At 36.8% G+C, this 13,725-nt stretch carries 19 protein-coding genes; 2 read left to right on the forward strand and 17 right to left on the reverse strand.

The features are described from left to right. Positions 1-47: 47 nt before the first annotated feature. From B9T35_RS06490 to B9T35_RS06530, 9 genes are all read right to left on the reverse strand, one after another. Entirely contained in the window at positions 48-857 is an 810-nt protein-coding gene (locus B9T35_RS06490; RefSeq protein ID WP_086190292.1) for a minor capsid protein, read from the reverse strand. Beyond that, complete coding sequence (locus B9T35_RS06495) at positions 802-2,142, reverse strand: DUF1073 domain-containing protein (RefSeq protein ID WP_086190293.1); 1,341 nt, start codon at positions 2,140-2,142, stop codon at positions 802-804. Before B9T35_RS06495 ends, B9T35_RS06490 begins: the two co-directional genes overlap by 56 nt. Positions 2,143-2,150: 8 nt before the next feature. Next, positions 2,151-3,677, reverse strand: coding sequence for a phage terminase large subunit (gene terL / locus B9T35_RS06500; RefSeq protein ID WP_086190294.1), 1,527 nt, complete (start codon positions 3,675-3,677; stop codon positions 2,151-2,153). Beyond that, positions 3,655-4,131: a DUF2280 domain-containing protein gene (locus B9T35_RS06505; protein ID WP_086190295.1), complete on the reverse strand. Its 477-nt coding sequence runs from the start codon at positions 4,129-4,131 to the stop codon at positions 3,655-3,657. Before B9T35_RS06505 ends, terL begins: the two co-directional genes overlap by 23 nt. 45 nt (positions 4,132-4,176) lie before the next feature. Then, positions 4,177-4,818, reverse strand: coding sequence for a putative metallopeptidase (locus B9T35_RS06510; RefSeq protein ID WP_086190296.1), 642 nt, complete (start codon positions 4,816-4,818; stop codon positions 4,177-4,179). Next, positions 4,787-5,215, reverse strand: coding sequence for a hypothetical protein (locus B9T35_RS06515; protein WP_086190297.1), 429 nt, complete (start codon positions 5,213-5,215; stop codon positions 4,787-4,789). The genes B9T35_RS06510 and B9T35_RS06515 overlap by 32 nt, the downstream gene beginning before the upstream one ends. Positions 5,216-5,258: 43 nt before the next feature. After that, positions 5,259-5,576, reverse strand: a complete 318-nt coding sequence (locus B9T35_RS06520) for a DUF1889 family protein (protein WP_086190298.1) — start codon at positions 5,574-5,576, stop codon at positions 5,259-5,261. Between the two features lie 179 nt (positions 5,577-5,755). After that, positions 5,756-6,112 carry a hypothetical protein gene (locus tag B9T35_RS06525; RefSeq protein WP_086190299.1) on the reverse strand — a complete coding sequence of 119 codons (357 nt, stop codon included), beginning with the start codon at positions 6,110-6,112 and terminating at the stop codon, positions 5,756-5,758. 164 nt (positions 6,113-6,276) lie between these two features. Continuing rightward, complete coding sequence (locus B9T35_RS06530; RefSeq protein WP_086190300.1) at positions 6,277-6,633, reverse strand: hypothetical protein; 357 nt, start codon at positions 6,631-6,633, stop codon at positions 6,277-6,279. A gap of 568 nt (positions 6,634-7,201) precedes the next feature. Between B9T35_RS06530 and xseA the strand changes: the two genes are divergently transcribed. Beyond that, on the forward strand, positions 7,202-8,464 hold the full coding sequence (gene xseA / locus B9T35_RS06535; RefSeq protein WP_086190301.1) for an exodeoxyribonuclease VII large subunit: 1,263 nt from the start codon (positions 7,202-7,204) through the stop codon (positions 8,462-8,464). Beyond that, positions 8,457-8,651 (forward strand): exodeoxyribonuclease VII small subunit, encoded by a 195-nt coding sequence (gene xseB / locus B9T35_RS06540; RefSeq protein ID WP_086190302.1) that lies wholly within the window; start codon positions 8,457-8,459, stop codon positions 8,649-8,651. Before xseA ends, xseB begins: the two co-directional genes overlap by 8 nt. Positions 8,652-8,657: 6 nt before the next feature. On the opposite strand, the gene B9T35_RS06545 is transcribed toward xseB, so the two are convergent. The 8 genes from B9T35_RS06545 to B9T35_RS18385 form a co-directional block, all read right to left on the reverse strand. Further along, on the reverse strand, positions 8,658-10,064 hold the full coding sequence (locus B9T35_RS06545; RefSeq protein ID WP_086190303.1) for a hypothetical protein: 1,407 nt from the start codon (positions 10,062-10,064) through the stop codon (positions 8,658-8,660). A gap of 140 nt (positions 10,065-10,204) precedes the next feature. After that, entirely contained in the window at positions 10,205-10,702 is a 498-nt protein-coding gene (locus B9T35_RS06550) for a hypothetical protein (protein WP_086190304.1), read from the reverse strand. 2 nt (positions 10,703-10,704) lie between these two features. After that, the gene (locus B9T35_RS06555) at positions 10,705-11,109 is read right to left on the reverse strand and encodes a DUF559 domain-containing protein (RefSeq protein ID WP_086190305.1); all 405 of its coding nucleotides are present in this window, start codon (positions 11,107-11,109) and stop codon (positions 10,705-10,707) included. Further along, positions 11,106-11,975, reverse strand: a complete 870-nt coding sequence (locus tag B9T35_RS06560) for a phosphoadenosine phosphosulfate reductase family protein (RefSeq protein WP_086190306.1) — start codon at positions 11,973-11,975, stop codon at positions 11,106-11,108. Before B9T35_RS06560 ends, B9T35_RS06555 begins: the two co-directional genes overlap by 4 nt. Then, the gene (locus B9T35_RS06565) at positions 11,972-12,217 is read right to left on the reverse strand and encodes a hypothetical protein (RefSeq protein ID WP_086190307.1); all 246 of its coding nucleotides are present in this window, start codon (positions 12,215-12,217) and stop codon (positions 11,972-11,974) included. Before B9T35_RS06565 ends, B9T35_RS06560 begins: the two co-directional genes overlap by 4 nt. Next, positions 12,214-13,167, reverse strand: a complete 954-nt coding sequence (locus B9T35_RS06570) for a helix-turn-helix domain-containing protein (protein ID WP_086190308.1) — start codon at positions 13,165-13,167, stop codon at positions 12,214-12,216. Before B9T35_RS06570 ends, B9T35_RS06565 begins: the two co-directional genes overlap by 4 nt. After that, entirely contained in the window at positions 13,164-13,466 is a 303-nt protein-coding gene (locus tag B9T35_RS06575) for a hypothetical protein (RefSeq protein ID WP_086190309.1), read from the reverse strand. The genes B9T35_RS06570 and B9T35_RS06575 overlap by 4 nt, the downstream gene beginning before the upstream one ends. Then, the gene (locus B9T35_RS18385) at positions 13,463-13,723 is read right to left on the reverse strand and encodes a hypothetical protein (RefSeq protein WP_086190310.1); all 261 of its coding nucleotides are present in this window, start codon (positions 13,721-13,723) and stop codon (positions 13,463-13,465) included. Before B9T35_RS18385 ends, B9T35_RS06575 begins: the two co-directional genes overlap by 4 nt. Positions 13,724-13,725: the final 2 nt, after the last annotated feature.

Below are 13,725 nucleotides of genomic sequence, written 5' to 3' on the forward strand. Positions count from 1 at the left end.
ATATAAGTTGAAAAAATATAGTGCTGTTGAAATTATTTTTTTCAACCCTAATCAATTAATATATCTTCATAATTTGGTACAGCCGTACAGCGACATCTAACCTTCTTACCAGGATGGCCACCCGCAGGCGGTGAATCCCATTTGAAAGTTTTACCGTGATGACTTCTACATAATGGGCGTACTTTTTCATCCTTTGATGTCAAATAATCATAGCTCTCAACACCCAGTGACCGTTGACGCTTTTCATTAATATCAGCATTAATCTTGCCCATTTGATCTGCTGCGATTAAGCGTGCTCGGTATTCTGTAGATTGCCCCAATTTATGAATTTCTTGTGCCAATTCCTCATTGGTCAAACCAGTCTGCAAAGCATTCATTACCAATGCTTCTAACTTGTCAAAATACTGTTGAGGTATGGATTTTATAAGCGCCACATTTGTAGCAATATTCATTTCAACAGTGCTTTGTATATCAGAAGCTTGATAGAAAGGCGTTAAATCAATACCGATTTGAGATTTGGTATGCTCAGCAATCTGCTTATCCACTTCTTTTTGGCTATCTACAACAACCTTTGTGGCTAATGGTTTTGCAACTTCCACAACATATTTAACAAGCTTTTCTCGAACCTTGTTAAACATATCGCTAAACCAACCATCCCCAATGTTTTCACCAATCGTGGGTAGAACAATTTCTTTGGTTTGATCTTGGCAGAATTGCGCAATAGCAAGCAATTGCCGAGTGTAGTACAACTCAATACGGCGGTTAACAACTACTGGTTTAGGTTTAGCTTTACGACCCTTTTTACTCTTCTTGATTTGTTGGAATTGGGGCTTTAGCAGCTGGATTATCGTCATCATCTGTATTCACCGCCATCATTTCCAATTCTTTAATGTGCTTTTCATCAATCACAGAATAAACACCATCAATAAGCAACTGTCGTGCAATTTGAGGTTCAGTCAAAATACCCATATCAAGATAACCCTGATCACGTTCTTTATTGTTTTTCTCAACTTCAGAACGTATTTTTGCATCCAATTGCCACAATGGATTAAAAACCACACTTAGACCTGCAATCTGACGACCAAACGTAGACTGACAAATGACAGCTAAGAATTGCATAAGTACAGGCTTAACATCCCACTCTTGCTTGGTTGCAATACCGTCATAATAATTACGGGTATCGTGCTCACCTGTTGCATTTAAACCCCCAGGTGATTGACCAAATAAAAGTGTATATGGAATATCTGCAGAACCTGCTGTCTGAATTGAGTATTCACGCAACATGTCAGGCAGACCAGAAAAGTTATACGTTTTAGATTCATACTCTTCTTCTTTATCTAAAACCAACATGCCGTTAATACTTTTAAGCAAACCAACACTTAAAAACCGCTCAGTGACTGCTTTGATATCCTCTTTAATTTTTTCAACCAAACTTGGGGTACGAATAATATCAATTTTTGCTTCATGTATAAGGCTAGCCGCGCCACGCTTCACACTTGCATGATCAAGTAAGTCGTTATAGACCTCTTGTAAAATACTTTGAGGTTCTTCATTCACAACATCTGCATGACAGATTTTAATCAATCGACTGTGATGAATTCTTTGTTCAGGCTTACCATCATCAAAGCGCAATTTATAAAACTCAGGTTGTTTCAGCAATCCACCACATTCTTGTGGTGATAAGTACTTAGTCTTATCCTCTTTTAAGTACTTCTTCTTAATCACAGTGAAGAATTCTAAACGCCCAGTACCAAGCTTATTAAGCTCAAATGGCAGATCTAAAGCTTTTCCATCTGCTGTACCCAATAAGACGTAAACAACACCATAGAGACGGGATAAAACTAAACATGAAAGCAGTATTTTATTCAGATTGAACTTTTTACATGTCTCCTTCAGTGATTCTAGATCGCTATCTTGAATGCCTTCATAAAACCAACCAGCACGTAGCATATCTGATGCAGGTCGGTTCACAATACGGCGCGCTAACCAATCTTGATACACAGCTTCAAGCTGTTCATCTGGTATATCTTTTCGTACAAAATGACCGTGTGATGCCTTGTCACGCCCAGTGCCGATATTAGAGACAAAATTGGTGTAAGCTCCTGCATCGCCAATAGCGTCAGGCTTTTTATTTTTAGCCATAATTTTTCCTAGTCAAATACAGTTGGCTTACTTGCAACAGTGTCATTTATTGCATCAATCGTTGGATCCCACTGATCATCATGATCATGTGTCATATCTGCTGTGAGCCCTTCGATCTCTTCAATGTAATTTAATAACCACGGTGCTGATGCTGGTAACATCACCATGCCATCCTCAACATAGAAAACCACATCCATAGTACGTGTGAGTTTATCTGTGCTTCGTTGAATAGCTCTGATCGGTAAAGTTGTCTGCCGTGATATGGTTTGAATTAACGTTGTGCCTGATGCCTTATCTTCAATCGCCATGTATCGAAGCTTGCCAATTTCGGTGTTAGCATCTTTGTGCTTATTAATAAAAAGCTTTGCTTCCTTAATCAGCTCGGGTGCTTCCCATTTTGCTCGTTTCACATCAATGATATAAAGCTTGCCGTCATACCCAAGACCACCACACAGAAACACAGACCAGTCATTATGCTCTTTGGTTTTTTGCGCAGTATCAGCCCAAATAGCCCGCCACTTAAGAACAGGCAATTTAAGATATCGACCAAACCACTCAGCCTTGACCAAATCACCACCAAGCTTTTTAGGTTGCTGCTGATACTGACTGCTGAACGTATAGCGTGAGACTGTTGCACCATCTTTGTCCTGCCCGCCTTTTTCCAACTGTAGTAATGAAAGCAACGATTCTTTTAATGGCCAATAACTTTGGCGACCTTTGTTATCACGCTCAATATTGAGTGGGACTTTGACCCTAATATGCTCTGGCAGCTTTCTGATGTAATCATCATCAATCAGTGCTGGTATAGAAATTTGATGCCACTTACCTGGCACATTCCCAGTCATGACAAAGTTAGTCGGATCTTCTACATGCAATCGCTGCATGATCAGAATAATCGGGGTTGATGACTTAGCTTTACGTGAGTTGACCGTATTTAGAAGTTTGCGATTAGCCTTGTTACGTGCCGTCTTACTAAATGCATCCTCTGGCTTAAGTGGATCATCCAAGATGATTGCACCAGTAAATCCATCGCTTGCTAACGTACCTGCACGGCGACCCGTAACCTGACCACCCATTGAAGCTGAATACACATGCCCAGCTTCATATCCATCTACTGTTGTTTTCCAACTCGCTTTTGCATCGGTACTGGTTGATATCTTGACTGGCCATAAGCCCTGAAAGTCGTCCGACTTAACAATGTTTCGCGCTGTGCTTGATACATCTTCAACCAATGACTGGGAAAACGATAAATACAGAAATCTAGAGCGTTGATTTTTTGCTATGCCACGTGCAATTAGGTTCGTCAGTAATTCTGTCTTACCCGAACCGGGAGGGACGTTTATAACAAGGTTTTCTATTCGCCCCGCAATAACCTCATCAATTGCCCAAGCAATATATTCATGATGCCAATTAACTGAGAACTTAAAACCCATGCGTGGTAAAAAAAAACGGCGTGTAAAGAATAAATGTTCCTTTTCACAGCGCTCCTGTTCAATCTGCATTTCTAGCAAGCTAGTATTTACTTTCGAGTTCATCCATAGCCTGCCTTACTTGCTCTTTAGTAGCAGTCACATAAGTTGAAGCCTCAGTTTGTAATGGTCCACCACTTGCCCCAGTTAATTCAGTCTTGTTGGTATATTTACCACCCATATCTTCAGCAGCCTGCTTTAAAAGGCTTTGTGCTGCAACTCTGTTTTTACCATGTTTGATGTACTGATTCTCTAAACGCTGTAAACGCACTGACAGGTTGGCAATTGGGATATTTTGAGGTGCGTCCAGAAAATCTTTGCGGGTAGCTTCAAATTCGGTCTTAAGCTCTTCACTTAAATCTTGTCCTGATCGCTTGGTGGGATCATATGCTTCGCACTTCTGTCGAGTGATCTGTAACTGAAATTCTTCTTGGACAAGGTTCGCTGTTTCTTGGGGGGTATTGAACTGTGCAAGTGACCGCACTATAAAGACTTGAACCTCTTTTTTAAGTCTTGCCATAATTTCACTTCCGTCCAAGAGCGTCCAAGAAGACGGGCAAAAAAATTAACCAATCACACATGTTCCACAGCACGCAGCAATACTTGTTTCTGATACGAATGGTGCATTCTTTGCTATTTCTAAAAGTCGTTTGACTGACTCATCCATTCCCCATCGTTTTGTCTCACCGAAGAACACTTCTACGTCGTGACCAGCCAAATAGTGTTTAGGCAGACCAGTCGTATCGCTATAGATTGGCTCACCATATTCATCACGCTCTACACCAATGTGATATAGCTCATGCTCAATCAACCGGCAGAATTTAAGATCAGTTATATTCTCGCAATAACTCGCATCAATCGTAATTAAGTAAATTGGTACATATCCGAACCAATCTCGCATCTGCTGTTCCTGACGTGCTTTCTTCCAGCCGCCCTGATTAAACATCACTTTTTCACATTGACCTAAGACCATACGCTTCTTAGAAACGGCGGCAGATGAAGCCCAAGCGAATGCTAAGAATGTTTCATCATCGTGAATTAGCTCAGCAATGTGGTCATGATCAGGGTTATGAAGAACACCACCTAATGTTAAAAAGTTATTTATAACCCATTCTCTTAAGTCTATGCCGGGTGCAAGCAGAATAGCTTCTTGTTCTTCAGCTCTATCAATCAAGTCAGTCGGGGGAAATGGTCTGATCTGTTCCATCTTCTAACCTCTCTAATTGAGCTTGAACCCAATCAATTGCATATCCCGACTCAATTTGATGAGGTTCAAGACGTACAACTCTATAACCCAGATCTTCAGCTAAATCATATTTATTAAATGCATTTGCTATCTTTTTGCCACCACGACCAACTGACCATGGGCTGCCTGCAATTTCTATAAGAAGATTCAACTTCACAATATAAAAATCAAACCGCCAATTTTTGGTTGATTCAAATTGAAACTTACGGCGATAACCAAATCGATATTCTTCTAATTCTTGAAAAAGTGTTTCTTCTGCTTCTAAGTATTTTTCTTTAGCCTTAGGCAAGGGTTTGGTGCGAGGTTTATTTTTATGTGGGCGCATCTTGGTTTTCCAGAAATAATCTTTTGCATCCATAAATAGCACCCATTAAAAAACCACCTTCAGGTGGTTGATAAAATTATAATTGATTCTTTTTTGCTTCTGCTAATAGATCTGTAAAGTAGTTATCTGGAAAATAAGGTATAAACTGTATTACAACTTGATGCTCCTCATCAATATCTCTAGTCCAATCTCCGATGTCTTTTGCTTGTTTCTCTGACCAATTATGTTTAATCGCCCATTGAATAATCTCTTCGGCATTTAATACTTCGTTATGTTGATGCAACCATTTTAAAAGATACTTCGCAAATGACTCATCAGATGGGTGCCCTGCGAAATTTGAAGTATTCTTCCGAATATCTATTTTTTTTAAAACAACTTCAACCAAAGGTGTCATTTTATAATTCTCATTATCCTATTTAAATAATAATTAAGTCAAATCAGATAATTTCAACTGTTAATTATTTAAATAAAATTGAATACTTAAATTATATTTAATTTTTATAATCAAATCATCATATAGTTAAGAGTATAAAAGCCCATCTTTCAATGAGCCCTGACATGTATAATTATTAATTAAGAGAAATCTAGTCCTTTCTCAAAGCCTCTTAGCTCATGGCGTGCCATTGCTAAATTTGACTTTGATCGATCTAACACCACATACAAAAATAAATTTTCATTCGATTCCAATGGACGGATAATGTGATATTGCTTACCTAAAGTTATTAAAATATCTTCAATTTGATCTTTTAAATCTAAGACCTTAGCAGTTCTGCGTTTAGCGCGAATAACTTCAGTGTTACCTGCAGCAGCAAGCTCTAAGTCAATTCCAGAACCTGCAGTTGCTAATGATAAACCACTTTCACTATCTACAAGTGCAGCAGCAATAAAACCATCAATATCAATTAAAGACTCTAAAGTAATTCTAGACATAGTTTATCCCCAACATAATTTTTTAATTGAACAAAAATTTAAACTATATATTTGATATATATTTAAACATTACAATGTACATAACCAAATTACATGAAAAATAAACTATTTTAAATGACAAAAAAGCCCATATTTCAATGGGCTCTAATATTTACAGTATTTAATTAAGAAAAATCTAGTCCTTTCTCAAAGCCTCGTAATTCATGGCGTGCCATTGCTAAATTTGACTTTGATCGATCTAAGACTACATATAAAAATAAAGCATCATTACTTTCTAATGGTCTTATTAAATGATATTGCTTACCTAATGTAATTAAAATATCATCAATCTGATCTTTTAAACCTAAAGATTTAGTTGCTTTACGGTTAGCTCGAAGCACTTCCGTATTACCAGCTGCAGCTAATTCTAAATCGATTCCTGAACCAATCGTACCCAAAGATAAACCACTTTCACTATCTACTAGTGCAGCAGCAACAAATCCATCAATTTCAGCTAAAAATGCTAAAGATAATTTACTCATTATAAAGTTCCAATATTTTTACAATTATAAAAAATAACTTAATAGTATTTAAGAAAAATGAAATGATATATTAATTTAAACTTTATAAAAATGGTAAATTCAAAAAGATCTATGTATAAAACAATACAATTACCTATTTTAGTAAATTTAAGTTATCTCGTTTATCACCTATTTTTGTATAAATTCTAATAAAATATTTAAAAATTAAAAAAAAGCCCACACGATTGGAAGTGTGGGCTTAAACAACAACTTCCAGAGGGGAAGTTAGAAACTACAGCAGCAATTTCTGTCGTGCATTTTATATTCAAAGACAATCAATACAATTGGCATAAAATGCCAATTTTAAATTTTTTCTTTTTAATCAAGCCTTTTAATTAGAAAAACTTCACATGCATAATTAACAACAAAAAAGCCCACCTTTCGATGAGCTTCTTACTGTGCAATTTACATACTTCGCACACTATAACTGAAATATGCCATATCCCTTGCGCAAGGTCAATAGAATCACATTGCCTTTAACCCATTGGTTCTATAATATTTTCATTAATCAGTTTAGCTCACATCTTTTATGTCTGAATTTCAACTTTCATTAAGTGAATACCTTGCCACTGTACAAGAAGTTATCCGTATAACTTTTGAAGAACCTGTATGGATAAAGGCCGAGATTCGAAATCTAAGCATTAAGGGTGGTCACTATTATTTAGAGTTGGCTGAAAAAGAAGAAAGTACAGATAAAGTTATCGCAAGTTGTAAGGCAACCATCTGGAAATTCTCCGCAACAAAAATGGTTCTAAAATTTGAACGTGAAAGCGGTATTGAGCTCTCGAAGGACCTTAATGTCCTCATTAAAGTAAAAGCTAAGTTTGATCCTCAATATGGTTTTTCAGTCAACATAGAAGATATAGACTCAAGTTACACCATTGGCGATATTGCACGGCGTTATATGCAGATAGTTGAACGCCTAACGTCGGAAGGTCTAATTAACAAGAATAAATCACTATCAACACCTTTTGATCTTCAAAATATCCTGGTAATCGCTCCAGAGAATGCTGCAGGTCTTGGTGACTTCAAAAAAGATGCCGATGCCTTAGATAAAGCCGGTGTTTGCCATTTCATTTATCACACAGCAACTTTTCAAGGTAATACAGCTGCAACCAGTATTACTGAATCACTCAGCACTGCATTAAGACAGTGGGCTAAGGATTTTAATAGCGCACCAGATCTGATTGTCATTATTCGAGGCGGTGGTGCTGTAAATGATTTGGCTTATTTAAATGACTATGACTTAGCTGCCCTACTCTGTAAACGCTCAGTACCTATCTGGGTCGGTATTGGCCATGAAAAGGACCGAACTATTTTAGATGAAGTGGCAAACCGTTCTTTTGATACACCCAGTAAAGTGATTGGTGGGATTCGTAATTTGATTGTGGAGCGTACTCAAGAAGTACTCGAGTCTTTACAAACGATTAAGCTTTTATCTCAACACCAAATTACTGCATATCAAAGTAAAAATGATCAATACATCAAACTTATCAAGACACTTGCTCAAGGGCAAATAAATCAAGCCAATAAAAACCTAGATTTAATGAAAAGCACAACTCAATATTTAGCTCAACAGCAAATAAAATCAGCATCTACCCAAGTTGAATCATTGATGCGTGAAACTCTACTTCAGAACCCAAAAAACGTTATGGCCAAAGGTTACGGTATTATTCGCAATCAAGGTAAGGCAATACGCTCAATTAAACAAATCACAGGCGATAGCATCCAAGTAGAATTACAGGATGGTATTATCGACGCTCATGTGACACAGGTATCAAGCAATGACTAAGAAAGAATTAACATTTAAAGAAGGCTATGAAGTTCTTAAAAAGAATGCTGATTTGCTAGAATCTCAAGAAGATCCTGATATTGATAATTTGATGAAGATTGTAGAAGAGTCGATGACTGCATACAAAGCCTGTAAGTCACGTGTGGATGCTGTGCAACAGGCTTTGAATGAGACTTTTAAAGAGTAACAATATTTACAATGAACTCAGTTCTTCATTTAATTCATTTGATTTAGATATAGCAAACTTAGCTTGCTTTAAATTATTTTTATAAAGTGTCGGATCTGAATTTTTTATATGCTCCAAAATTCGGCTTTTAACAAAAGCTCGAAATTTAAATGGATTTGCATTTGGATCCCTTATTGAACCCTCATCTTGAAACCAGTTTTTAACTTCTTGTGGGTTTTTAAGCCCCATATCACCTATTGTTTGAACATCAATCGTATCCAAAAACACTATGCTTTCTAGCCATTCTTTTTGAATTTTAGTCATCCAGCGGGTCGTTCTATTATAAAACTGCTTAAGTTTTACAGAACTTAGTCCCCCTGACTGAGCTTCCTCTTTCCACAATTGAATATAATAAGGGTAACCATTAGTTTCGTTCCAAATTTTTTCTTGTTGATCTACCTCTAATATTCCAAATTTCGAGGACAATTCTAATACTTCTTTTTTACTCAAATTTTGTAAAACAATAGGATCACACATATTATTATCAAAATATTGATTCCAATCCACTGAAGTTGCTGTTAATGAGTCACGCCCAATAATTACTACCGTAGATAAAAATCCTGCATTTTTTAACGATTTTAAAAAATTTTGAGTTAAAAAATCACTAATTATTGGTTGTAGTGCTTCATAATCATCTATAACAAGTAATAAACGATCTATTCCTTTTATTTTACTTGGTGATGGTTTTGATTTTTCAATTGGCTTATCTAGTATTGCTGATAAATCATTAAATAATGATTGAGACAATGGAATTAAAGGATTCAGTCTAAATTGATTTCTCATACTTAATTTATCTGACGTTAAAGTAAGCTTCTGAATAAAACCCACGGTTTCCATTGCTAGAATCGTTAGATCTTGTATTGGCGTTTTTAAGTCACTAAACTGTGTTTCCATATTTTCAGCATTTATGTATTCAGCTGTTTTTGGAAAAATACTATTGATACCTTTACCAATACTTACCAACCTATTAATACTATTAATAAATTTTTCTGAATCTTCATTCGGATTTTTTTTCTCATATTCCTTCAATAATTCACTTTGAAAATCTTTATAATATTTAATCATATTGGTTGTATATGGGAAGATTTGACCAGCTTGCTTATTTTGTATAGGGTAAGCCTTTGCGGATAGTAGTAAATCACATATTATATCTACTGGGTCTTTTGACTGTGATGAATTTCCATCAATTCTTAAGACTAGGAAAGATTTTTCATCTAATTGTTCTTGCTTTATACAATGATCAAATAATGTAGACTTCCCTATTCCAGCGGGTCCCTCTATGCTCTGAATCTTAAGTTTAACCCTATCAAAGTCTTCTTCAATAATTTTTATTAGTTCATTTACGCTATCAGATCTACCAACAAATTTACACACTACCACACCCCTTCTTTATAAAATATTTATTGATAAAATCTAAAGAACTATGCATTAAAAAGTACTTTTATTTCAATAATTTTTGATTTATTTACTTTATTACATAAATAAAATACTTTTTAAACAAATCGAATTAAATATTAATATCCAATAAACCCATATCGACTATGCAACACTGCCAATCCACACTTCACATCAGATCGTGCATCATTCTGTGTACGATCTTGTCTTACCATTTCAGACCATGAATTTGTATAGAAATAGCGACTAATGATGGCATCCATCCAATCATCTAATACTTCCGATTGTCCTTTAATATCCAAAACTAGACGCTGTACGGCGCGGGCCTCATTATCATCGATTTCACATGTCATTTTTGTTTTACGGGGTTTAGGTGACTCATAGTCCCCTGTTAAAAAATCGGTAATTACCTGCAGTTGTTGATCAGCATTAAGCTTTTTACTTTTCTTGGCTTTCACTGCATTATCCATCGCAACTGCAATAGGATTCACCGTACGACCGCTTGAACCAGTGTTGGTATATAACCATGCCCCAAATTGCTGTAACCATCCTTCTAAATCAAACCGTGACCAATCAACTGATTGTAAAATATGTTGCTTTACTACTGCAGTATTCATCGTTATATATCCCCTACCATCTTCTCAATCTGCTGAACTGCTAAACCTGACTTCACTTGCTCTGTACTAAACCGTAATACCTGATAACCCAGCATTGTTGCCGCGTTATACTTTTCCAAATCACCTAAATAACCTTTCCCTCTAGTGTGTCTTCCATTGCTCCAAATCCCTCCCTCAACTTCAACTAAAATCATTTTTTCTACCAGGTGGAAATCAGCTCGCCATTTTCGTTTTGGATGAAACTTAAATTCTTGTTCAAAGCTGATTTTCAGTAATCGCAATTGGTTGGCCAATGTAATCTCACCAATGCTTTCAACTTTTACACCCTGTGTTTTTTTCTTACGCTTAACAGCAGTCTTACGACCACCGTATTGCTTATGATATTCAGCGAGAGAAATACTGGTCAAACCATTGCCTCACATGACTCTGAACATGAGCCAGATTCGTAACGTTTACTACTTCTCAATGAGTTATAAAGTTCATCACGCGAATGCTCTTTGTAAATCTCAGCAACATCACTTCCATGTAGACGTTCACGATACATACGATGATGGTTGTACTTGCGACCTTCTGATCGGACTTGGTCACCTTCAGTGACTTCTACCCATTTAACAAACTGCTCAGGTTCATCTTTTACAGCTAAAGCAACTTTGTTTAACCCCTTTTTGATGCAAAAAACACAATTACCCAGGTGTTCAGTAATAGCTAAATCGAATGGCTGTTTTTCCCACCAATCCAAAACATCATCTTTTTCAAACTCAGTGATTTCTGCTAAATAGCGAAACCCTTGTTTTTGTTTAACTGCTTTTTTGTGTACTGGTAAACTAAGTGCTTTTAAAATTTCAATCGGCAGTCGCTTTGGTTCGTCATATCGAATGCCGATCCATCTCTCAAAATTCCCTTTACCGAACTTATTGTTACAGTATTTTTCAAATAGCTCTGTCTTCATGCGAGCAGTACAGAATGGCAAGTCGTAGTAAGGACTGCCATACTTTTTAACCATTTCGATCCAGGGCTCAAAATCCTGTTTTAACTCATTAAGACCAATAATCTTGTAGGTCCCACCCTCATTCATTTTTGGATTAACTACTACACGCAAACAAACAAGATCAATGGCCCAGTGCTTTACAATATCTTTGATGAATTGGTAAGTTGCGGGGTGTTCGGCACCTGTGTCCATGAATACAAAATGTGCATTTGGATCTGATTTAAATAGATTGACTAAATACGCAGAAGTTCTTCCACCTGAAAAACTAATAACTTGAGTTTTCATGCCTTCACCCCAAATAATTGCTTGGTTTTATCAGTAGCCGTATAAGCTCTGCTATTTTTCTTGTTGTTTGATACAAGATAATCAGCTTTTGCTAGGCGCTTCAGATGCACATTTAATTGACCTCGTGAAAACTCTGTAACTTCTTCCTCTAGTTCTTTAGCACCAACTTCATGATCTGCATGTGCCACGTAAATCAAAATATCTAAATAATCTTCGAACATTTGTATTGAGCCATTTCTCATGCAATATCTCCCAATATCACACCCTCAAAACCAACCTGTTTCAAATAAGACTCCCACTTCTTCGCTTGAGCTGGATCTTCAAGTTTCACAGCGATACGCGTTGCAAGTTTGTCGTAGGATTCACCTGGTTCTGAGAAACGGCTGATGAAATCAGAGTGATGAGAAAGTTTTTGAGCAAACATCTGAATCTGTTTTTCGCTCAGGTGTCTGGCTTGTGCGCTTGATCCGTTTGGTTTAGCAGCATTTGAATGATGTGTATTTGAATATTTGTTTCGGTATGCGTTGATCAGCCAATCTGCAAAGTGGTAAATCATCAGGTCATCACAAAGATTTTTTTCAGCGTTGTAAATTTCGAATGCCCGTTTTTCTCGATTTGCCCAATTTGATTTCATGATGGTTTCGAAGTCGATGCTCTCATCAGCCAAATGCATTTCTTCTCGAAGTTTTTTAAAACAAAGCCACGCTTTTATATTTTTAGATTCAATTGAAAGATTCATTGGGAGATTCTGTGTCCCAAAATTGGTACTGGTCTCGGTACCGTTATTGGTACTACTCCCCGTTCCAATAGTGGTACTAGTACCACTATTGGAACCCGTACCTAAATTGGTATTGCTTGCTTCATTTGTAGCAGTACCACTTTCGGAACCAGTTCCTTTTTTGGTACAGGATATTCGATCTTCTTCACGACCAAACACGCCAATCAATTGATAAACTTTTACGCCATTTCCACGAATTTCACCTGTAAATTTAATCAGCTTTTTATGCTCAAGTTCATCAAGTACTTTAATAATTGTTTTACGGTTTAAGGTCGTATCCTTGGCTAATCTTTTCAGACTCGGAAAGCATTTGTGATCTTCACCTGCACGATCGGCAAGGGATAGCAGAACGAGCTTTTGACTCGCTCCATCTACCACAGTTCGCCATGCCCAGTTTGTTGCATCTAAACTCATTCTGGGGCCTCATCTATTTTGGGCTGAACATAGCCACCGAATGTTTTAACTTTGTCTGCTTTAATCAGACTTGTAATAATCTCATGAGCCAACCAGATCGTGATTTTGAATCTGTATGCCATCTTTTGAGATAACTCTTCTTTGGTTACTGCCGCATTGTCTTGGTTATAACCACGACGTTTTAAGTTTGCCCTTTTGATTTCATAAACTTCGTTCAACACACGCAATGCAGGTTCATAGAATGACTGCACACTTTGCTGTTGCCTGAATTCAGGCTGTTTCTTAAATTGACTATTCATGAAACCTCCGCGATTGAAAGTTCAATTTCATCCAAACGTCGTTTGTGAAATAGTTCTGATGGTGTTGCTGAACGAATCACTTTTTCAGAGACACGTCCAATGTGGTGATCTGTTTCCCAATATTGGCCATCGAAGCTTTTAAGGGTGATGAGTTCCTTTACACATAACAGATCTAGTTTTTTTAAAACCACAACATCCTCAGCTATAAAGTTACTGTCGTTGTAAGGTGTGGCTGCTTGTGCTAAATTTGATTTCATAT

Origin of the sequence: Acinetobacter sp. ANC 3832 (genome assembly GCF_002135415.1) — a bacterium.
Classification (GTDB): Bacteria; Pseudomonadota; Gammaproteobacteria; order Pseudomonadales; family Moraxellaceae; genus Acinetobacter.